Below are 21159 nucleotides of genomic sequence, written 5' to 3' on the forward strand. Positions count from 1 at the left end.
TCACGAGGAGATCCCGGCCAGACCCGTCAGACCTCTTCGACGCTGCTCGGCTCGCGCCGGGACAGGTCGATGCCGAGCTCCTCCGCCGCGCGGAAGACGTCCTCGTCGGTGTCGCGCATCTCGATGGACATGCCGTCCGAGGACAGCACCTCCACGTTGAGGCAGAGCGACTGCATTTCCTTGATGAGCACCTTGAAGGACTCAGGGATGCCGGGCTCGGGGATGTTCTCGCCCTTGACGATGGCCTCGTAGACCTTCACGCGGCCGGTCACGTCGTCGGACTTGATCGTCAGCAGCTCCTGGAGGGCGTACGCGGCGCCGTATGCCTCCAGCGCCCACACCTCCATCTCACCGAAGCGCTGGCCACCGAACTGGGCCTTACCACCCAGCGGCTGCTGGGTGATCATGGAGTACGGACCGGTCGAACGCGCGTGCAGCTTGTCGTCGACCAGGTGGTGCAGCTTGAGGATGTACATGTAGCCGACCGAGATCGGCTCCGGGAAGGGCTCACCCGAGCGGCCGTCGAACAGCGGCGCCTTACCGGTCGGGAGCACCATGCGCTCGCCGTCGCGGTTCGGAATCGTGTGCTCGAGCAGACCGGCCAGCTCGTCCTCACGCGCACCGTCGAAGACGGGGGTGGCGACGTTCGTACCGGGGTCGACCTGGTCGGCGCCGATGGCCTGCAGGCGCTGCGCCCACTCGTCCGCGAGGCCGGAGACGTCCCAGCCGCGGCTGGCGAGCCAGCCGAGGTGGATCTCCAGAACCTGACCCGGGTTCATTCGGGACGGGACACCCAGCGGGTTGAGGATGATGTCGACCGGCGTGCCGTCCTCAAGGAAGGGCATGTCCTCGATCGGAAGGATCTTGGAGATGACGCCCTTGTTGCCGTGACGACCGGCGAGCTTGTCACCGTCCGTGATCTTGCGCTTCTGCGCCACGTAGACACGAACCAGCTGGTTCACGCCCGGCGGCAGCTCGTCGCCCTCTTCACGGTCGAAGACGCGGACGCCGATGACCTTGCCGATCTCGCCGTGCGGCACCTTCAGCGAGGTGTCGCGCACCTCGCGCGCCTTCTCACCGAAGATCGCGCGGAGCAGGCGCTCCTCCGGCGTCAGCTCGGTCTCGCCCTTGGGCGTGACCTTGCCGACGAGGATGTCGCCGGCGACGACCTCGGCACCGATACGGATGATGCCGCGCTCGTCGAGGTCGGCGAGGACCTCCTCGGAGACGTTCGGGATGTCCCGGGTGATCTCCTCCGGGCCGAGCTTGGTGTCACGGGCGTCGACCTCGTGCTCCTCGATGTGGATCGAGGAGAGGACGTCGTCCTGCACGAGGCGCTGCGACAGGATGATCGCGTCCTCGTAGTTGTGACCTTCCCACGGCATGAACGCCACGAGCAGGTTCTTGCCGAGGGCCATCTCGCCCTCTTCGGTCGCGGGACCGTCGGCCAGGACCTGGCCCTCGATCACGCGGGCGCCCTCGTCGACGACAACCTTCTGGTTGACGGAGGTGCCCTGGTTCGACCGGGAGAACTTGGCGATGCGGTAAGTGGTGTACGTGCCGTCGTCGTTGGTGACGGTGACGTAGTCCGCGGAGACCTCCTGGACCACACCCGCCTTCTCGGCCTTGATCACGTCACCGGCGTCGACCGCGCAGCGGTACTCCATGCCGGTGCCGACGAGGGGAGCCTCGGCGGTGATCAGCGGCACGGCCTGACGCATCATGTTCGCGCCCATGAGGGCACGGTTGGCGTCGTCGTGCTCCAGGAACGGGATCATGGCGGTCGCGACCGACACCATCTGGCGCGGCGAGACGTCCATGTAGTCGACGTCCGTGCCGGGCACGTAGTCGATCTCTCCGCCACGGCGGCGGATCAGGACGCGGGCCTCGGCGAAGTGGAGGTCGTCCGTCAGCGGCGCGTTGGCCTGCGCGATGACGAAGCGGTCCTCCTCGTCGGCCGTCAGGTAGTCGACGTCGTCGGTGACCTGGCCCTCGACGACCTTGCGGTACGGCGTCTCGACGAAGCCGAACGCGTTGACGCGGCCGTACGAGGCGAGCGAACCGATCAGACCGATGTTCGGGCCTTCAGGCGTCTCAATGGGGCACATGCGGCCGTAGTGGGACGGGTGCACGTCACGGACCTCGAAGCCGGCCCGCTCACGGGAGAGACCACCCGGGCCAAGAGCCGACAGACGGCGCTTGTGGGTGAGACCCGACAGCGGGTTGTTCTGGTCCATGAACTGCGACAGCTGGCTGGTGCCGAAGAACTCCTTGATGGAGGCGACGACCGGCCGGATGTTGATCAGGGTCTGCGGCGTGATCGCCTCGACGTCCTGAGTCGTCATGCGCTCGCGGACGACGCGCTCCATACGAGCCAGACCCGTGCGGACCTGGTTCTGGATGAGCTCGCCCACGTTGCGCAGACGGCGGTTGCCGAAGTGGTCGATGTCGTCGGTCTCGACGACGATCGACGTACCGCTGTCGCCAACGGTCTCGGTCTCACCGGCGTGCAGCTTCACCAGGTACTTGATCGAGGCGATGATGTCCTCGACCGTGAGGATGCCCGCGTCGAGCGGAGCGTCCGCACCCAGCTTCTTGTTGACCTTGTAGCGGCCGACCTTCGCGAGGTCGTAGCGCTTGGGGTTGAAGTAGAGGTTCTCAAGCAGCGTCTGAGCGGCCTCACGGGTCGGCGGCTCGCCCGGACGGAGCTTGCGGTAGATGTCGAGCAGTGCGTCGTCCTGGCCCTGGGTGTGGTCCTTCTCCAGGGTGGCGCGCATGGACTCGTACTCGCCGAACTCCTCGAGGATCTGCTCGGTCGTCCAACCGAGAGCCTTGAGCAGAACGGTGACCGACTGCTTGCGCTTGCGGTCGATGCGCACACCGACCATGTCGCGCTTGTCGATTTCCATCTCCAGCCAGGCACCCCGGGACGGGATGATCTTGGCGGAGAAGATGTCCTTGTCGGACGTCTTGTCGATCGAGGAATCGAAGTAGACACCCGGCGAACGGACCAGCTGCGACACGACGACACGCTCGGTGCCGTTGATGACGAAGGTGCCCTTGTTGGTCATGAGCGGGAAATCGCCCATGAAGACCGTCTGAGACTTGATCTCGCCGGTCTCGTTGTTGGTGAACTCGGCGGTGACGAAGAGCGGGGCGGCGAACGTGAAGTCGCGCTCCTTGCACTCGTCGATCGAGTTCTTGGGAGGCTCGAAACGGTGGTCGCGGAACGTCAAGGACATCGACCCGGAGAAGTCCTCGATCGGGGAGATCTCCTCGAAGATCTCCTCCAGACCGGACTTGGTGGGGACGTCCTGTCCGCTGTCCAGAGCCGCCTCGACACGAGCCTTCCACGCGTCATTGCCGAGCAGCCAGTCAAAGCTCTCGGTCTGCAGCGCAAGAAGGTTCGGAACCTCGAGGGGCTCCTTGATCTTTGCAAAGGAAATGCGCAGCGGGGCGGTGCTGGCGCCGTTGTTCGTATTCGCGGTCGAGGCAGTGCGCGAGGCGGCCAAGAGGGGGTCCTTCCGAGGGCTCGGACTCACTACGCGCGTACCGGTCCCAGCTGGACACGGGGACAGAATTCCCTGGTCAGGGAAGATTCAGTCCGCAGTGCTCAAGCATGGACATGCCCCTGGTGACGGGCAGGAGGCAGCTAACAGGCAGCGCAAAGGGTCAGTGTAGCCAATTGGCCCACTGATGTCCAGTGCGGGTTCTGGGAGACCCTCGTTGTTCTCAACCCCTGCTGCAAGCCACGTCCTCAACGCACATCGATACTGCCCTCTTCGCCGCCGATCCATGCCTCGGATGCGGATCGTTGTGACGACGCGTCCTGAGAATTGCGCGCCGCGTGCGGTTCGTCAAGGCCCCCCTGCCCAGACGTCGCCCTGAGACACTCACCGTCACGGGCTGTCCCGAGGCACAACGAAGATCACCATACTCGCCGTGACCGACATCGCAAGGCAGCCCTCGCGCGACAGCCGGGAACGCCGAAAGGCGACCACCCACATGGGTGATCGCCTTTGGCGTCCCGTGCGTTACAGCGTTTCCGCCGTACGTACGGTCAAGAGAGTCAGACGACTCGTGAGGTCACTTGACCTCGACGGAGGCGCCGGCAGCCTTGAGGGACTCGGCAGCCTTCTCCGCGGCGTCCTTGGCGACCTTCTCGAGGACCGGCTTCGGGGTGCCGTCGACGAGGTCCTTGGCCTCCTTGAGACCCAGCGAGGTCAGCTCACGCACGACCTTGATGACCTGGATCTTCTTCTCGCCGGCGCCGGTGAGGATGACGTCGAACTCGTCCTGCTCCTCGGCGACCTCGGCGACGGCGCCCGGGCCGGCCGGGGCAGCGGCGACCGCGGCGGCGGCGGTGACGTCGAACTTCTCCTCGAACGCCTTCACGAACGCGGAGAGCTCAAGGAGGGTGAGCTCCTCGAACTGGGCAAGCAGGTCTTCCTGGCTGAGCTTCGCCATGATGGGCGATCCTTCCACTATTTCGGCTGGTGCCGGGTGTATATGAAGGCGGGCGTAGATGGGGCCCGCTGCGACCGTCGCCCTAGCGGGCGGCGATCAGTGCGCGAGCCGAATTACTCGGCACCGCCCTGCTCGGCCTGCTTGGCACGAAGCGCCTCCGCGGTGCGGACGAACTTCGACGGCAGAGCCTGGAAGAGCTGCGCAGTCTGCGTCTGCTTGCCCTTCATGGCACCGGCCAGCTTGGCGAGCAGAACCTCGCGGGACTCGAGGTCCGCAAGCTTCTTGAACTCATCGGCGGACAGCGCCTTACCGTCAAGGACACCGCCCTTGATGATGAGGTTGGGGTTGTCCTTGGCGAAGTCACGAAGACCCTTCGCCGACTCCACCGGGTCACCGGTGACGAAGGCAACCGCCGTCGGACCCGTGAAGAGGTCGTCCAGCGTGTCGATCCCGGCCTCGTTGGCCGCGATCTTGGTCAGCGTGTTCTTCACCACGGCGTACTCGGAGTTCGCACCGAGGGAACGGCGCAGCTGCTTGAGCTGGGCCACGGTGAGACCCCGGTACTCGGTCAGCACGGCGGCGTTCGAGCTGCGGAACTTGTCCGTGAGCTCGGCTACCGCGGCAGCCTTGTCGGGCGTCGGCATAGAGCGTCGGCCTCCTTCCGGGTGATGAGGACCGCTCAGAAGGGGCTGGGAAAAACAGAACGCCCCGGCGCAGGCGCACGGGGCGTGACTCGACCGGACGAAATCCCGTCCGGGAGCACTTCCACATTCACCTACGCGGGTCGTCCGCAGTTTCAGCGGATCCTTCGGCCACTGCACCCTCTGAGTTGAGAACACAGCAACGACCAGCGGTCTTTGGCTTCTCCGGAAGAGTACGCGAACGGGTCCTCGTCAAGCAAATCCGGTCAGAAGCCGCTGTCGGAGCCCGCTCCGGAGCCGCCCTTGCCGAGCTCCCCGATCTCCTTGAACATCTCCATCAGGTCGAAGGTCTGCCCGGCCGGCGGAGGCGTCACCTTGGCGGCCGCGCCGTAGTCGGAGAAGGTCTGCGAGGTCTTCACCGTGCCGTCGGGGGTCTTGATGTCGATGTCCATGCGGACCGGGTAGTCGTCCTCGTTGACCCAGACCTCGGTGTCGTAGCCCTTGATGCCCGACTTCTCGATGTTCTTGAGGAGCTGCTCGCGCTCGCTCTTGCCGAGCACGTCCTTGAGGCCCTTGTTGGACTCCATCATCTCCTTGACGGTGAGCCGGCCCTTGTAGCGCTGGGTCTGCGCGCCGTCGACCTTCGCGGAGCCCAGGTGCTTCAGGTTCGGCGAGTCCAGGAGCATCGCGAGCTGCTGTGCGGGGTCCTGGTTCATGCTGTCCAGGCCGCCGGTCATCTGCCGCGCCATCTTCTCGTCGCCGGCCTGCTCGGCGATGGAGTTCAGGTCCATCTTCATCCAGCGCTTGCCGTCCATGTCCTTGGCCGCGGCCGCGCCCATGTCCATGTACATCACGTTGTCGCGCCAGAGCATCCGGATCTGCTTCGGGGCGTCGGGGTCACCCTCCGTGAGCGCGGAGCCCTTCATCGTCATGTCCATGACGGTCGGGTTCCAGCCCATGACGCCGGACATCTTCATCTCGCCGGCGCCGCCCATCGCCTTGGCCGACTTGCCGGGCGGCGTGGACATCGTCATCTCGACCTTGGCCGACTTGGCGGCCGAGGTCTTCTTGTACGCGGCCGTGATGACCTCGGTCACCTGCGAGCGGGACTGGATCCCGCCCGAGCCTCCCGCGCCCTTGTCGGACTTGTCGTCCGAGCCCGAGCAGGCCACCGCACCGGTACAGAGCAGCGCGGTGGCGAACACGGCGCCCGCCAGCCGCTGACGTCCCCGGCCCCCGCCTATCACACCAACAACCATGACCCCACCCCTAGGAACATATGATCGATACATTTTCTGATTGCAGAGAGTACCCGAGAGGCGGGGCACACAGCTTGGGGGTTACGCCGCGGGCTGCTTGTCCATCAGGTCCTTGACGCTCACCGTGTCCGAGGCGGGCGGCTTCTCGACGGACAGGGGCGTGCCGTAGTCGCTGTAGTGGGCGGTCTGGGAGAAGGCCCCGTCCTTCATGGTCGCCTTCTCGACCTTCTTGACCAGCAGGTCGTCGCCGTTGACCCAGAGGTCGATGGTCTCCGTGCTCAGTCCGGCCTGCTGGAACTGCTCCTTCAGTTCCTTCATCTGCCGCTCGTCCAGGTCGGCGTTCTTGCCGGTGAAGTCGGCGATGTCGACGGTCCCGCGGTAGTGGGTCGTCTCGGTCCCCCGGACGTCCTCCTTGCCCACGCGCTTCACATCACCCGAGGCCAGCAGCATCTTCACCGACTGGTTCGGGGTGGTCTTCTGCGCCTGGTCCTTCAGGGCCGTCCCAGCGGCCCCGGACAGCTCCTCGAGCGTCTCGTAGTCGTACTCGATCCAGTGCTTCCCGCTACCCGCCTGGGCCGCGAACTTGTCGCCCATGTTCGCGTAGAAGCCGTTCTTCAGATAGCGGTACTCGATCTCCGTCTGCCCGAGCTGCCGCAGCTGCTCGGCCTGGGAGCCACCGGTGATCGTCGCCCGGACATTGCCGGTGAGGCCGTCCGACCAGCCCATGACGCCCTTCATGTCGGTCGATATCCGCGAGCCCATGACGGTCCTCATCTCGACGCGCGCGGTGTCCGCCCTGTCCGTGCTGGTCTCGACGCTGCGCAGCGCGGCGATCGGGCTGACGTTGATGCCGCCCTTGTCCTTCGCCCCGCCCGCGGCCTTGCCGGAAGAGTCGCCGGAGTCACCCGAACCGCAGGCCGCCAGGCCCGTCAGCGCGGCCGCCACCGCGATCGAGAGACCCGTGCGCCGCATGGTCGTGCTCTTCATCTCGTCCCACCCCTTGGCTTCATCGAGGCCCACACGCTAGCGCGGGCCTCTGACACGCGTATTCGAAAGGCACGTACAGGCACGTACAGGCCCGTACACAAAGAGGACGGGCCCCGCACCTCGAAAGGTTGCGGGGCCCGTCCACAGAACGCGTGCGCGACGCGGCTGCCGTCAGTTTCAGACGGCGGCCGGGTCCTCCTCGACGAGGAGGTTGCGGGTGCGGTTCGAGTCGAGCGGAACGCCGGGGCCCATCGTGGTGGTGATGGCGGCCTTCCTGATGTAGCGACCCTTGGCGGCCGACGGCTTCAGACGGAGGATCTCCTCCAGGGCCGCGGCGTAGTTCTCCACCAGCTTGGTGTCGTCGAAGGACACCTTGCCGATGATGAAGTGCAGGTTCGAGTGCTTGTCGACGCGGAACTCGATCTTGCCGCCCTTGATGTCGTTGACAGCCTTCACGACATCGGGGGTCACGGTGCCGGTCTTCGGGTTCGGCATCAGACCACGCGGACCGAGCACGCGGCCGAGGCGGCCGACCTTGCCCATGAGGTCCGGGGTGGCGACGACGGCGTCGAAGTCCAGGCGGCCCTTCGCGACCTCGTCGATCAGCTCGTCGGCGCCGACGATGTCGGCCCCAGCGGCTTCCGCGGCCGCAGCACGGTCACCGGTCGCGAAGACCAGGACCCGGGCGGTCTTGCCGGTGCCGTGCGGGAGGTTCACGGTGCCACGGACCATCTGGTCGGCCTTGCGCGGGTCGACGCCCAGACGCATGGCGACCTCGACGGTGCCGTCGAACTTGGTCGCGGAGGTCTCCTTGGCGAGACGGACGGCCTCGAGCGGGGCGTACAGCTTCTCCCGGTCGATCTTGGCGTCCGCAGCGCGGAGAGTCTTGCTGCGCTTCACTTCTGCTCCTGGTGTGTTCAGGTATGGAGTCGTGGTGCGGGCCAGCGCTTGGCCCTACCACTGAGAAAGGTCAGACGGGGGAGGAGTCTCAGCCCTCGACCGTGATGCCCATGGAGCGGGCGGTGCCGGCGATGATCTTCGACGCGGCGTCCAGGTCGTTGGCGTTGAGGTCTTCCATCTTGGTCTGCGCGATCTCGCGGATCTGCGCCTCGGTGACCTTCGCGACCTTGGTCTTGTGGGGCTCGCCGGAGCCCTTCTCGACACCAGCGGCCTTGAGGATCATCTTGGCGGCCGGCGGCGTCTTGGTGATGAAGGTGAAGGAACGGTCTTCGTAGACCGTGATCTCCACCGGGATCACCCAGCCACGCTGCGACTCGGTCGCGGCGTTGTAGGCCTTGCAGAACTCCATGATGTTGACGCCGTGCTGGCCCAGCGCGGGGCCGACCGGCGGGGCCGGGTTGGCGGCACCAGCCTGGATCTGGAGCTTGATCAGCCCCGTGACCTTCTTCTTCTTGGGAGGCATTGCTCTCTCCGGGTCCTAGTGAGAGTTTTCAGCCAGCCATCCGGTCATCCGGATGGAGGCATACCGCACAACGATAACGGGTATAGTCGCGCGGCTAAAAACCGAGCAGGTCAGACCGGCTTTGGCAGCCCGTCTGACCTGATCGGAGGCGTGTGTTCCAGAGGAAGCCGAGGCAGCCGCGAGGGCTGCCGGCTAGTTCTTCTGGATCTGGTCGAAGCTCAGCTCGACCGGGGTCTCGCGGCCGAAGATCTCGACGAGGCCCTTGACCTTCTTCGAGTCGGCGTTGATCTCGTTGATCGTCGCCTGCAGCGTCGCGAACGGGCCGTCGGTGACGGTGACCGAGTCGCCGACCTCGAAGTCCAGGACCTGGACCTCGACCTTGCGGGCCGGAGCCGGCTTGCCCTCGGCCTCGGCGGCCTCGCGGGCGGCCTTCTCCTCGGCCTCGGGGGCGAGCATCTTGACGATCTCGTCCAGGGTCAGCGGGTACGGGTCGTAGGCGTTGCCCACGAAGCCGGTGACGCCGGGGGTGTTGCGGACGACGCCCCAGGACTCGTTCGTCAGGTCCATGCGCACCAGCACGTAGCCGGGGAGCTTGTTCTGGCGGATCGTCTTGCGCTCGCCGTTCTTGATCTGGGCTACCTCTTCCTGCGGCACCTCGGCCTGGAAGATGAAGTCCTCGACGTTGAGCGAGACGGCGCGCTGCTCGAGGTTGGTCTTCACGCGGTTCTCGTAACCGGCGTACGTGTGGATGACGTACCACTCGCCGGGCAGCGTGCGGAGCTCTTCGCGCAGGGCGACGATCGGGTCGACCGGCTCGGACGCCTCCTCGACGGGCTCGTCCTCGGCGGACTCCTCGTCGGCGGCGGGCTCGTCATCGGCGGACGGCTCGTCCTCGGCACTGTCCTCGTCGGCGGCTTCGGCGTCGGCGGCGTCGTCCTCTTCGGACTCTTCGGCCTCGTCGACGGCCTCGGAGTCGCTCTCCAGGTGGACGGCGGCCTCTTCGGCGGGCTCGCCCGCGGCGGCGTCGGCGGCCTCGGCCTGATCCGGCTCCTCGGCGTCCGCCGCCTCGACGATGTCGAGCTCGTCCTCAACGGACTCGACCGACTCGATGGCGTCGTTCAGGTTCGGGTCAGACACGGTGGCTGCTTCTTCCTGGATACAAGGGGTGGAACACGCGAATAGGGGCGCCGGGTACGGCGCCCTTCGCTATCGGCTCAGCCGAAGATGTACTTGACAGCGTGGCTGAAGCCATAGTCAATCACGGTCACAAGACCGATCATGATGACGACGAAGACAATCACCACGGTGGTGTAAGTCGTGAGCTGACTGCGAGTCGGCCAGACCACCTTGCGGAGTTCCGCGACGATCTGGCGGTAGAAGAGCGCGAGACGGCCGAAGGGGCCCTTCTTGCCGCGCTTGCCGCCCTTGCGGGCCTTCTTCTGGGACTCCGGCGCCTCGTCCTGGGCATCAGGCTTGTCGATGGAGCCCACGGCGTCCGTCACTCGTCCTCACCTGATTCCGGGTCGTGGCCGTGCCGCGCCCGGTTGAGCCGCACGGCGGTGCATTGCAGTACGTACATGCGCACACATCCTGGCGAAGGAGTGTGTAGCAGGGCCGGAGGGACTTGAACCCCCAACCGCTGGTTTTGGAGACCAGTGCTCTACCAATTGAGCTACGACCCTTTGATTTCCCCCAACCTACCGCATCCGCCCATGTGCACGGAGTGCGTCGAGAGGGTGCGGCCGGTGAGGGCCAACGAGCAGTGAGTGTACGTGGTCTGCGGCCCCCCGTCGAACAGATTGGGTTCCGATGGTCATGGAAACCCGCGCACCGGGGGCGTTTCAGGTCTGGAACGATGGGGTCATGAGCGCTGCAACTTCTCCGACCGAGCGCCGGGTGTCCGCGCGCATCGGCGCGATCTCCGAGTCCGCGACCCTCGCTGTCGACGCCAAGGCCAAGGCCCTCAAGGCCGCCGGGCGCCCGGTGATCGGCTTCGGCGCGGGTGAGCCCGACTTCCCCACTCCGGACTACATCGTCGACGCCGCCATCGAGGCCTGCAAGAACCCGAAGTTCCACCGCTACACCCCGGCCGGCGGCCTTCCCGAGCTCAAGGCCGCGATCGCCACGAAGACGCTGCGCGACTCCGGGTACGAGGTGGACGCCTCGCAGATCCTGGTGACCAACGGCGGCAAGCAGGCCATCTACGAAGCGTTCGCCGCGATCCTCGACCCGGGCGACGAGGTCATCGTCCCGGCCCCCTACTGGACGACGTACCCCGAGTCGATCCGTCTCGCCGGCGGTGTCCCGGTCGAGGTCGTCGCCGACGAGACCACCGGCTACCGCGTCTCCGTGGAGCAGCTGGAGGCCGCCCGCACGGAGCGTACGAAGGTCGTGCTCTTCGTCTCCCCGTCGAACCCCACGGGCGCCGTCTACAGCGAGGCCGACGCCGAGGCCATCGGCCGCTGGGCCGTCGAGCACGGCCTGTGGGTCATGACCGACGAGATCTACGAACACCTCGTCTACGGAGACGCGAAGTTCACCTCGCTCCCCGCGATCCTCCCCGAGCTGCGCGACAAGTGCATCGTCGTCAACGGGGTCGCCAAGACGTACGCGATGACCGGCTGGCGGGTCGGCTGGATCATCGGCCCGAAGGACGTCGTGAAGGCCGCGACGAACCTGCAGTCGCACGCCACGTCCAACGTGTCCAACGTCGCGCAGGCCGCCGCGCTCGCGGCCGTCTCCGGTGACCTGGTCGCCGTGGAGAAGATGCGGGAGGCCTTCGACCGGCGCCGCAAGACCATCGTGCGGATGCTCAACGACATCGAGGGCGTCCTGTGCCCCGAGCCCGAGGGCGCCTTCTACGCGTACCCCTCGGTGAAGGGTCTGATCGGCAAGGAGATCCGCGGCAAGCGCCCGCAGGACTCCGTAGAGCTGGCCGCGCTGATCCTGGAGGAGGCCGAGGTCGCCGTGGTCCCGGGTGAGGCCTTCGGGACGCCCGGCTATCTGCGCCTTTCCTACGCGCTCGGTGACGAGGACCTCGTCGAGGGCGTCTCGCGGCTCCAGAAGCTCCTCGCGGAGGCCCGCGACTGAGGTTCCCGCAGGAAACCGCGCTCCACGCGCGCGTGCGGGCCGTCTCTCCCCCGGAGAGGCGGCCCGTTTCTTCGTTCGGGGCAGAACTCGAAGGGGGAAAGGTGCTACCGGGACGCCAGGTGCGTACGGCAAGATCCTGGAATGGAGCGCGTACGAGACGTAAGAGAGCTGCCCAAGGCCCATCTGCACCTGCACTTCACCGGGTCGATGCGGCCCGCCACCCTGCTCGAACTCGCCGACAAGTACGGGGTGCGGCTCCCGGACGCGCTGACCGGCGCCGAGCCGCCGAAGCTGCGCGCCACCGATGAGCGCGGGTGGTTCCGCTTCCAGCGGCTCTACGACGCGGCCCGCTCCTGTCTGCGCGAGCCCGAGGACATTCAGCGCCTGGTGCGCGAGGCCGCGGAGGAGGATCTGCGGGACGGCTCGGGGTGGCTGGAGATCCAGGTCGACCCGACCTCGTACGCGCCTCGGCTCGGCGGTCTGATCCCCGCTCTGGAGGTCATCCTGGACGCGGTGGGGAACGCCTCGCGGGAGACGGGCCTCGGCATGCGTGTGCTGGTCGCCGCGAACCGCATGAAGCACCCTCTGGACGCCCGCACGCTGGCCCGCCTCGCGGTGCGCTACGCGGACCGGGGCATCGTCGGCTTCGGGCTCTCCAACGACGAGCGGCGGGGCATGGCGCGGGACTTCGACCGTGCCTTCGCGATCGCGCGCGACGGCGGGCTCCTGGCGGCGCCGCACGGCGGTGAGCTGACCGGGCCCGCCTCGGTGCGGGACTGCCTGGACGATCTGCACGCGGCCCGGATCGGGCACGGGGTGCGGGCCGCCGAGGACCCGCGGCTCCTGAAGCGGCTCGCGGACCGCGGCGTCACGTGCGAGGTGTGCCCGGCGTCCAACGTCGCCCTGGGGGTCTACGAGAAGCCGCAGGACGTGCCGCTGCGGACGCTCTTCGACGCCGGGGTGCCGATGGCGCTCGGCGCCGACGACCCGCTGCTGTTCGGCTCGCGCCTCGCGGCCCAGTACGAGATCGCGCGCGAGCACCACGGCTTCGACGACGCGGAACTGGCCGAGCTGGCGCGCCAGTCGATCCGCGGCGCGGCCGCACCCGACGACGTACGGGAAAAGCTGCTGTCCGGCGTCGACGCGTGGCTCAGCGGCTGATCCCCGCGAGGAGACCGGCCTCTACAGGCTGACGCCCACCGTCACCGGCTCGTTGACCAGCGTGACCCCGAAGGCGTCCCGCACCCCGGCGACGACCTCGCGGGCGAGGTCCAGGAGGTCCTCGGTGGTCGCACCGCCGCGGTTGGTGAGGGCGAGGGTGTGCTTGGTGGAGATGCGGGCCCGGCCCTGTCCGTAGCCTTTGGCGAAGCCCGCCTTGTCGATGAGCCAGGCGGCGGAGGTCTTCACGCGGCCGTCGCCCGTCGGGAAGGCGGGCGGGGCGATGTCCGGGCCGAGGCGGTCCGCCACGCGCGCGTGGAACGCCGTGAACTCCTCGTCGGTGAGGATCGGGTTGGTGAAGAAGGACCCGGCCGACCAGCTGTCGTGGTCCTCGGGGTCGAGCACCATGCCCTTGCCGGCACGGAGCTTCAGGACGGTCTCCCGGGCGACCGCGGCCGGGACCCGATCGCCCGCCTCGACGCCGAGCGTGCGTGCCGTCTCGGGGTACTTGATGGGGGCGCTCATCCCCTGAGCGTCCTCCAGCTCGAAGCGGACGCGCAGGACCACGAAGCGCTCGGGCTCGCCCTTGAAACGGCTGTGGCGGTACGAGAAGTCGCACTCGGCGTTCGGGATCGTCACCGTCTCGCGCGTCTTCCGGTCGTACGCGATCACCTCGGTGATCGTCGACGAGACCTCCTGGCCGTACGCCCCCACGTTCTGGATCGGGGTCGCGCCCGCGGAGCCGGGGATCCCGGCGAGGCACTCGATGCCCGCGAGGCCCGCCTCGACGGTGCGGGCGACCGCGTCCGTCCAGATCTCACCGGCCGCCAGCTCCAGCTTCGTGCCGTCGAGTCCGTAGCCCCGGGTGGCGATGCGCAGGGCGGTCCCGTCGAAGCCCTTGTCGCCGATGACCAGGTTCGAGCCGCCGCCGATGAGCAGCAGCGGGGTCGCGGAGTCGTCGGCCTCCCGTACGGCGGCGATCACCTCGGCGTCGGTCGTCGCGGTGATCAGTCGGGTCGCGGGGCCACCGAGACGGAAGGTGGTCAGCGGGGCGAGGGGGGCATCGTGGAGTTCCTGCACGTGCTCAAGAGTACGAGAGCGGCCTCGCCGGTCCTGGCGGGGCCGCTCCCTCGGGCAGGGGCCCGTTTCCCTTGGGCAGCGGTCAGACCGCGGACAGCTCGTCCTGAGGAGCCTTGCGGGCCTCCTGGTCGGGCGCGTCGGCGCCGCGGCGGCCGGGGATGACCAGCGCGGCCACCGCGGCGAGGCCCACCATCGCGGCGCCCACCCACAGCGCGGGCTCCAGGCCGTCCACGAAGCTCCCCGGCGTCGTGTATCCGCCCTGGGCCGAGAAGATCGAGGACATCACGGCGATGCCGAGGGCGCCGCCCACCTCGCGCAGCGCGTTGTTGGCGCCGGACGCGATGCCCTGCTCGTGCGGCCGGACGCTGGACATGACCAGGTTGGAGGCCGGGGCGAAGTACAGGGCCATCCCGACGCCGCTGATGATCAGGGCCGGGAGCTGCACGGCGTACGAGGCGTCGGACGCGACCACGGCCGCGTACCAGCCGAGGCCGACAGCCTGCAGGAAGAGCCCGGCGGCGACGACCGGCCGGCCGCCGATCCGGTCGGAGAGATAACCGGCGAGGGGTGAGACAAGCATCGGCATGCCGGTCCAGGGCAGCATCCGCAGTCCGGCCTCGGTGGGCGAGTAGTGGAGGACTTCCTGCATGTACTGGCTGAGCAGGAAGATCGAGCCGAACATCCCGAGGAACATCAGCAGGCCGGCCGCGTTGATCCCGGCGAACGCGCGACTACGGAAGAGGCGCATCGGCAGCATGGGCGCCTTGTTGTGTATCCCGTGGTGGACGAAGCCGCCGAGCAGCGCGACGCCCCCGATGAGGCCGCCGAGCACGGTGGCACTGGTCCAGCCGTCGAGCGGCCCGCGGATCAGGGCGTACACGATGCCGAAGAGGCCGCCGCTGGCGAGCAGGGTGCCGGCGATGTCGAGGCGCGCTCCGGAGCCGTGCGACTCGGCGAGACGGAGGCGGGCGAGCGGCAGCAGGGCCAGGCCGAGCGGGACGTTCAACCAGAAGATCCACTGCCAGGAGACATGCTCGGTGAGGCTGCCGCCGACGAGCGGGCCGCTGGCGACCGCGAGACCGTTGACGGCGCCCCAGACCCCGTACGCCATTCCGCGCTTGGCCTCGGGAACGGCAGCCGTCAGCAGGGTCAGCGTGAGCGGCATCATGATCGCGGCGCCGACGCCCTGCACCGCGCGGGCGGCGATCAGGGCCTCGATGCCGGGCGCGAGGGCCGCGGCGGCGGACGCCCCGGTGAAGACCGTGAGGCCGATGATGAAGAGCTTGCGGCGGCCGAAGCGGTCACCCAGAGCGGCGCCGAACATCAGGAGCACGGCGAAGGTGAGGGTGTAGGCGCTCACTGTCCACTCCAGGTCGTGCATCTCTCCGCCGAGGTCCTCGCGGATGGAGGGCAGAGCGGTGGTGACGACGAGGTTGTCGAGAGCCGCCATGAACCCGGCGACGCTGGTGATGACAAGGGCCCAGGCCGCTCCCCCGGCCCGCGCGGTCTTCTGTGGCATTGCTTCCCCCTGCGATTGACGACGTGAGTGACGACGTGTTTGACGTGATTGACGTGATTCTCTTGATGGTTAGTTATTGATGACTAACTTTTGCGGGTACGAAGAGACGCGGCCATGTGACGCACGCGCCTCCACGCCCTCGCCCCACCCCCGCGCCGCCTTCACTGCTTGGGCTGCGCCGAGTCGTAGAAACCGCTCCACACCCGGTGGTCGGGCCGGAACCCCATCGACACCAGGACGTTGATCAGCATTCCGTACGCCAGGAACGTCGTCGTCTCGTCGACGTCCGTCCCCATCGCGAACCTGACCGTGTCGTACATCTCCATCCAGGCGGCCCGCAGCGCCTCGCCGAACTCCCGGTCCCCGGATGCCTCGGCGGAGGCCACCGCGACGTACATCTGCATCTGCATGAGCAGCAGGTCCGGGTCGTCGGCGATGAGCGCCTGGTAGGCCTGGCCCATGGCGTGCACGGCCTCCTCCGCCGCGAGCCCTTCGGCCGCCTGCCGGAAGACCTCGGTGACCGCCTGGCAGCACCGCAGGGACGCGGCGAGGAAGATGGCCTCCTTGCCCGGAAAGAGGCGGAAGAGATACGGCTGCGAGACGCCGACGCGCTTGGCGATCACCTCGGTGGAGGTGCCCTTGTAGCCACCGCGGGCGAACTCGACCATCGCCGCGCGGATGACGCTCTCGCGCCGCTCTTCTGCGCTCATCCTGACCATGCAGGTAAGTTAGTGGCCAATCACTAAGCCGTCAAGGGCCGGCAACCGCAGGTACGCGTCAGAGGACTGACACCTGCATGCACGCGTAAGGGGCGCCCTCTATAGAGAGCGCCCCTTACCTGTGGCCGGTGGCCGGAGACCGGTGGCCGTCAGGCCAGCTGCACGACCGCCCGCGACATGCCGAGGACCTTCTGGCCCGCGCTCCTGGCGAGGAGGTCGACGCGGACGCGGTTGTCGTCCATCTTGGCCGCGACCTTGGCGCTGACCTCGATGGTGGCGCCCTCGTCGTCGTTGGGGACGATGACAGGCTTGGTGAAGCGGACGCCGTACTCGACGACCGCCCCCGGGTCGCCCGCCCAGTCGGTCACGACGCGGATCGCCTCGGCCATGGTGAACATGCCGTGCGCGATGACGTCGGGAAGGCCGACCTCCACCGCGAACTTCTCGTTCCAGTGGATCGGGTTGAAGTCCCCCGAAGCACCCGCGTACTGCACGAGCGTGGCGCGCGTCACCGGAAAGGTCTGGGCCGGCAGTTCCGTGCCGATCTCGACGTCGTCGTAGGAAATTTTCGCCGTCATCGTCTCAGGCCCCCTCTGCCGCGGTCTCCGCCACACGCGCGACGAGCTTGGTCCAGGCGGTCACGACGTGCTCGCCGGCCTCGTCGTGGACCTCGCCGCGGATGTCCAGGATGTCGTTGCCCGCGAGCGACTTGATGGCCTCGATGGTCGAGGTGACCGTGAGCCGGTCACCCGCGCGCACCGGTCGCGTGTAGGCGAACTTCTGGTCGCCGTGCACGACGCGGTTGTAGTCGAGCCCCAGCTGCGGGTCCTGGATCACCTGGCCCGCGGCCTTGAAAGTGATCGTGAATACAAAAGTCGGCGGGGCGATCACATCGGAGTGCCCGAGCGCCTTGGCGGCTTCCGTGTCGGTGTACGCGGGATTGGCGTCCCCCACTGCCTCGGCGAACTCGCGGATCTTCTCCCGGCCGACCTCATAAGGATCGGTGGGCGGATAGGACCGCCCCACGAAGGACTGGTCGAGCGCCATGGACTCGGTACCTCCTGTGGTTGGTTACATGAAAACGACACGAGGCCGCCCCCAGCAAACGGGGACGGCCTCGTGTACGAGCCTGTGTGTCAGCGCGTTTCGCGGTGCGCAGTGTGCGAGTTGCAGCGCGGGCAGTGCTTCTTCATCTCAAGACGGTCCGGGTCGTTACGCCGGTTCTTCTTGGTGATGTAGTTCCGCTCCTTGCACTCCACGCAGGCCAGCGTGATCTTCGGGCGGACGTCGGTGGCAGCCACGTGAGTGCTCCTTGGACGGATGGACGGATGAACGCATACAAGAGTAGCCGATCGAAGGACCGACCCCACAATCGGCTACCAATGAGTAGCGGTGACCGGACTTGAACCGGTGACACAGCGATTATGAGCCGCTTGCTCTACCGACTGAGCTACACCGCTGCGATGCCGGATCCCCTCGCCCGAGGGCGAGGATCACTCGACATCAGAGCCCCAATGCGGAATCGAACCGCAGACCTTCTCCTTACCATGGAGACGCTCTACCGACTGAGCTATTGGGGCGAGCGATGAAGACATTACACGGTTGGTCGCCGTCGCCCAAATCCGTTTCGCCAGGGCCGTCCGGGGGCATCCCGAGAACCGCCTCAGGCGTCTCTGAACGCCTCATTCGTGCCGTGGCACCACACCGGTACGACTATTGCGCTCCTCCTCGAAGCGGGCCTTTCGCCGTCCTAGGCTCGGCACACGCTGCGTGATCTTGCCACCTCGTACGAAAGCAGCCGCCCCCCGAACCCCAGGACAGCAATGCCCGACAGCCAGCCGCAGCAGCCGCACTCCTCCGGCTCCTCCGGTCCCGATCCCACGGCCGACTCCGGGGCCCTGCTGCTCTGCGGCGCCCGGCTCACCGACGGCAGGACGGTGGACGTCCGGCTCGGCGGCGGGCGCATCGAGGCGGTCGGCACGACCGGCAGCCTGGCCGCGCACGCGGCGCGGGTGGACCTCGGCGGCTATCTGCTGCTGCCGGCGTCCGCCGAGCCGCACGCGCACGGTGACACGGCGCTCTCGGCGGACCTGGCGGGCCCTGTCTCGTACGACGTCCCCGACGTGCAGCGCAGGACCACCGAGGCGGCTCTGCTGCAGCTCGGGCACGGCGCGACGGCGCTGCGCACGCACGTGCGGATCGGCGACGTCCAGGGGCTCGGCCCGATGGAGGCCGTGCTCCAGGCGCGGCGCTCCCTGCGGGGCCTGGTCGATCTGACGGCGGTCGCGATGCCGCGGCTGCTGACCGGCGTCGCGGGCGCCGACGGGCTCGCGATGCTGCGGGACGCGGTGAAAATGGGCGCCTCCGTAGTGGGCGGTTGTCCGGATCTCGACCCCGATCCAGCGGGTTACACGGAGGCGGTTCTGGAAGTCGCCGCCGAGCACGGCTGCCCCGTCGATCTGCACACGGACGGTGACGACCCGGCGCGGCTCGGGCGGCTCGCGGCGATGGCGGCCGGGCTGCGGGCCGGGGTGGCGATCGGCCCGTGCGGCGGGCTCGGGCGCCTCCCCAGGGACGTGTCGGCGCGTACCGCCGAGCAGTTGGCGGCGGCCGGGGTGACCGTGGTCTGCCTGCCCCAGGGCGGGTGCGGTAGCGCGGAGCGGCGCGGGGTGGCGCCGGTGCGGCTGCTGCGGTCGGCGGGGGTGCGGGTCGCGGCGGGCAGCGGGGCCATGCGTGACGTGTCGAATCCCGTGGGGCGCGGGGATCCGCTGGAGGCGGCGTACTTGCTGGCCTCGCGGTGCGGGCTGCGCCCCGAGGACGCCTACGGCGCGGTGAGCGGGGCGGCGCGGGCGGCCATGGGGCTGCCCGAGGTACGGGTGGAGGCGGGCTTCCCCGCCGAGCTGCTCGCGGTGCGCGGCGACCGGCTCGCGGGGGCGCTGTCGCTCGCGTACAGCCGGATCGTGGTGCACAGGGGGCGTGTGGTGGCGCGGACCAGCGCGGTGCGCGAGTACTGCGACTCGGCCGCCGCCGTGGCCCTGGACCTACCGCGCCAGGGCCGGGCCGCGGGGAATGAGCCGGAGCGGCCCAGGGGTGGAGAGGCGGCTTCCTGAAGGGGCGGAGAGGCGGGGGTTGTTGGGGCAGACTGGACGGGCCCGCGTGGCCCGGTCGGCGTCAGGCGCGAGCTGGCCCCGGGGGCCGGTCGGCGTCAGGCGCAAGCCCGTGGCGCGAGCTGTGGCGCCACGCGTGTGGGGAGGGCTGTTTGTGGCGGCTCCACCCGCGAGAGGAGGGCTGTTCGGGGCGGCTTCCACACGCGCGCGGTGGGCTGCGATGCGCGCGGATGTCGCCGCCGTCGAGCTCGCGGCCTCCATGCGCGTGGCTGGGCTGACTCCTTGGCGGCTGGCTTGGATGCCACGGTCTAGCGGCCTCCACGCGCGTGATGGGGCTGTCCGAGGCGGCATCCGTGCGCGCGGGGAGGGACGCGGGCGAGGTCCATCCGCTGTTCCTCGGACATCGCGGCATCCGTGCGCGCGGGGAGGGACGGTCCTTCGCGTCTCGCTGCCGCATGGGCCCCACGCGGCCTCCGTACACGCGGGGAGGAGCGGCGATGGCGCCCCGATGTCGCCGCCCCAGGCCCGCGGGCCTCCACGCGCGGGGGAGTTGTCCGTGCCCGCTTTGCACACGCGGCGCGGGGTGAGGCTCGCAGCGCTGCCTCGGCCCCGCCGCGGTAGTGGCCCGCTTCCACGCGAGGTGGTGAGGCTGGTGGTGGGGCCGTCCGTGCCCGCATCCGCGTGATCCCTGCGATCCGCACGCTCCGTGTGCGGCGGAGGGGTCCGCGCTGCCGTACGGTCGGAAACATGCGCATTGTCATCGCTGGAGGTCATGGTCAGATCGCGCTGCGGCTGGAGCGTCTGCTCGCCGCACGCGGTGACGAGGTCGCCGGGCTGATCCGCAGTGCCGGGCAGGAAGCCGATCTGCGCGCGGCCGGTGCCGAACCGGTGCTGTGCGACCTGGAGTCGGCGTCGGTCGATCAGGTCGCCGAGCACCTGCGCGGCGCCGACGCCGCCGTCTTCGCGGCGGGCGCGGGGCCGGGCAGCGACGCCGGCCGCAAGAACACCGTCGACCGGGGAGCCGCCGTGCTCTTCGCGGACGCGGCGGAGCGGGCGGGAGTGCGGCGGTACATCGTCGTGTCGTCGATGGGCGCCGATCCGGCGCACCAGGGCGACGAGGTCTTCGACGCCTACCTGCGGGCCAAGGGCGAGGCGGACGCGAACGTACGCGCGCGTGCCGCCCTGGACTGGACGATCCTGCGTCCCGGGATGCTGACGGACGACGCGGGCACGGGACTCGTACGCCTGGAGGCGTCGACCGGGCGGGGGCCGGTCCCGCGTGACGACGTCGCCGCGGTGCTCGCGGAGCTCCTGGAGACGCCGGCGACGGCCGGCCTGACGCTGGAACTGGTCAGCGGGTCGGTGCCGGTGTCGGTGGCGGTCAAGTCGGTTGCCGGAAACTGAGTTCGCTCTTCAGAAGAGCGGGAGCTGGCCGGGCAGGTCCGGGACCGTGTAGCCGTCCAGGGCGGGCTGCGCGGCGCCCAGCTGCGCCTGCCTGCGGGACCCCGGGCAGGAGACCAGGTCGCCGGTGGCGCGCGCGCCGGGCGGGTCGTGACGGGCGAACCGTCCGCCGACGACGGCGATCTCGCGGCGGCACTCCGGGCAGTTTCTACGACGGGACGACATGGCTCCATTTTGAGCCCCGCGCCCCCGAAGACGTGCGGGGCCCCAAAGACGTACGCGCCCCGAAGACGGACGCGCCCGGTACG

The 21159-nt window shown here is 68.6% G+C and carries 20 protein-coding genes and 3 tRNA genes; 4 read left to right on the forward strand and 19 right to left on the reverse strand.

What is annotated here, in order from left to right; genetic code table 11:
* Window positions 1-26: 26 nt before the first annotated feature.
* From rpoB to ACWDZ7_RS01680, 10 genes are all read right to left on the reverse strand, one after another.
* On the reverse strand, window positions 27-3512 hold the full coding sequence (gene rpoB, locus ACWDZ7_RS01635; RefSeq protein ID WP_389714797.1) for a DNA-directed RNA polymerase subunit beta: 3486 nt from the start codon (window positions 3510-3512) through the stop codon (window positions 27-29).
* Between the two features lie 574 nt (window positions 3513-4086).
* A complete protein-coding gene (rplL, locus tag ACWDZ7_RS01640; protein ID WP_451515057.1) occupies window positions 4087-4467 on the reverse strand; it encodes a 50S ribosomal protein L7/L12 in 381 nt (126 codons plus the stop codon).
* 113 nt (window positions 4468-4580) lie between these two features.
* Complete coding sequence (gene rplJ / locus ACWDZ7_RS01645; RefSeq protein WP_451515058.1) at window positions 4581-5111, reverse strand: 50S ribosomal protein L10; 531 nt, start codon at window positions 5109-5111, stop codon at window positions 4581-4583.
* 263 nt (window positions 5112-5374) lie between these two features.
* Window positions 5375-6367: a hypothetical protein gene (locus ACWDZ7_RS01650; protein ID WP_451793933.1), complete on the reverse strand. Its 993-nt coding sequence runs from the start codon at window positions 6365-6367 to the stop codon at window positions 5375-5377.
* Between the two features lie 81 nt (window positions 6368-6448).
* A complete protein-coding gene (locus ACWDZ7_RS01655; protein ID WP_451793934.1) occupies window positions 6449-7354 on the reverse strand; it encodes a hypothetical protein in 906 nt (301 codons plus the stop codon).
* 177 nt (window positions 7355-7531) lie between these two features.
* Window positions 7532-8254 carry a 50S ribosomal protein L1 gene (rplA, locus tag ACWDZ7_RS01660; RefSeq protein ID WP_451793936.1) on the reverse strand — a complete coding sequence of 241 codons (723 nt, stop codon included), beginning with the start codon at window positions 8252-8254 and terminating at the stop codon, window positions 7532-7534.
* A gap of 88 nt (window positions 8255-8342) precedes the next feature.
* A complete protein-coding gene (gene rplK / locus ACWDZ7_RS01665) occupies window positions 8343-8777 on the reverse strand; it encodes a 50S ribosomal protein L11 (RefSeq protein WP_030782612.1) in 435 nt (144 codons plus the stop codon).
* Window positions 8778-8969: 192 nt separating this feature from the next.
* Complete coding sequence (gene nusG / locus ACWDZ7_RS01670) at window positions 8970-9914, reverse strand: transcription termination/antitermination protein NusG (RefSeq protein ID WP_451793938.1); 945 nt, start codon at window positions 9912-9914, stop codon at window positions 8970-8972.
* A gap of 77 nt (window positions 9915-9991) precedes the next feature.
* Window positions 9992-10279, reverse strand: coding sequence for a preprotein translocase subunit SecE (gene secE / locus ACWDZ7_RS01675; RefSeq protein WP_451515063.1), 288 nt, complete (start codon window positions 10277-10279; stop codon window positions 9992-9994).
* 107 nt (window positions 10280-10386) lie between these two features.
* Window positions 10387-10459 (reverse strand) — tRNA-Trp (locus ACWDZ7_RS01680).
* 181 nt (window positions 10460-10640) lie between these two features.
* Here ACWDZ7_RS01680 and ACWDZ7_RS01685 point away from each other — a divergent pair.
* A complete protein-coding gene (locus ACWDZ7_RS01685; RefSeq protein ID WP_451793940.1) occupies window positions 10641-11867 on the forward strand; it encodes a pyridoxal phosphate-dependent aminotransferase in 1227 nt (408 codons plus the stop codon).
* A 141-nt stretch (window positions 11868-12008) separates the two neighbouring features.
* On the forward strand, window positions 12009-13028 hold the full coding sequence (locus tag ACWDZ7_RS01690) for an adenosine deaminase (protein WP_451793942.1): 1020 nt from the start codon (window positions 12009-12011) through the stop codon (window positions 13026-13028).
* Window positions 13029-13049: 21 nt separating this feature from the next.
* Here the strand turns inward: ACWDZ7_RS01690 and ACWDZ7_RS01695 are convergent, their stop codons facing one another.
* From ACWDZ7_RS01695 to ACWDZ7_RS01730, 8 genes are all read right to left on the reverse strand, one after another.
* A complete protein-coding gene (locus ACWDZ7_RS01695) occupies window positions 13050-14105 on the reverse strand; it encodes a UDP-N-acetylmuramate dehydrogenase (protein ID WP_451793944.1) in 1056 nt (351 codons plus the stop codon).
* 82 nt (window positions 14106-14187) lie between these two features.
* On the reverse strand, window positions 14188-15624 hold the full coding sequence (locus ACWDZ7_RS01700) for an MFS transporter (protein WP_451793946.1): 1437 nt from the start codon (window positions 15622-15624) through the stop codon (window positions 14188-14190).
* Window positions 15625-15785: 161 nt separating this feature from the next.
* Window positions 15786-16334, reverse strand: coding sequence for a TetR/AcrR family transcriptional regulator (locus tag ACWDZ7_RS01705; protein WP_451794155.1), 549 nt, complete (start codon window positions 16332-16334; stop codon window positions 15786-15788).
* Between the two features lie 158 nt (window positions 16335-16492).
* Window positions 16493-16921 (reverse strand): MaoC family dehydratase, encoded by a 429-nt coding sequence (locus ACWDZ7_RS01710; RefSeq protein ID WP_451793948.1) that lies wholly within the window; start codon window positions 16919-16921, stop codon window positions 16493-16495.
* A 4-nt stretch (window positions 16922-16925) separates the two neighbouring features.
* Window positions 16926-17390, reverse strand: coding sequence for an FAS1-like dehydratase domain-containing protein (locus ACWDZ7_RS01715; RefSeq protein WP_451793950.1), 465 nt, complete (start codon window positions 17388-17390; stop codon window positions 16926-16928).
* 89 nt (window positions 17391-17479) lie between these two features.
* On the reverse strand, window positions 17480-17644 hold the full coding sequence (gene rpmG / locus ACWDZ7_RS01720) for a 50S ribosomal protein L33 (RefSeq protein ID WP_006604855.1): 165 nt from the start codon (window positions 17642-17644) through the stop codon (window positions 17480-17482).
* Between the two features lie 86 nt (window positions 17645-17730).
* Window positions 17731-17803 (reverse strand) — tRNA-Met (locus ACWDZ7_RS01725).
* Between the two features lie 47 nt (window positions 17804-17850).
* A tRNA-Thr gene (locus ACWDZ7_RS01730) sits at window positions 17851-17923 on the reverse strand.
* A 243-nt stretch (window positions 17924-18166) separates the two neighbouring features.
* On the opposite strand from ACWDZ7_RS01730, the gene ACWDZ7_RS01735 reads away from it, so the two are divergent.
* Together ACWDZ7_RS01735 and ACWDZ7_RS01740 are read left to right on the forward strand one after the other, a co-directional pair.
* Complete coding sequence (locus tag ACWDZ7_RS01735) at window positions 18167-19453, forward strand: amidohydrolase family protein (RefSeq protein ID WP_451793952.1); 1287 nt, start codon at window positions 18167-18169, stop codon at window positions 19451-19453.
* 744 nt (window positions 19454-20197) lie between these two features.
* Window positions 20198-20854: an SDR family oxidoreductase gene (locus ACWDZ7_RS01740; protein WP_451793954.1), complete on the forward strand. Its 657-nt coding sequence runs from the start codon at window positions 20198-20200 to the stop codon at window positions 20852-20854.
* Window positions 20855-20863: 9 nt separating this feature from the next.
* Here ACWDZ7_RS01740 and ACWDZ7_RS01745 read toward each other — a convergent pair whose 3' ends face one another.
* Window positions 20864-21076 (reverse strand): hypothetical protein, encoded by a 213-nt coding sequence (locus ACWDZ7_RS01745; RefSeq protein ID WP_451793956.1) that lies wholly within the window; start codon window positions 21074-21076, stop codon window positions 20864-20866.
* Between the last annotated feature and the right edge of the window lie 83 nt (window positions 21077-21159).

Source organism: Streptomyces sp. NPDC003032 (genome assembly GCF_053591415.1).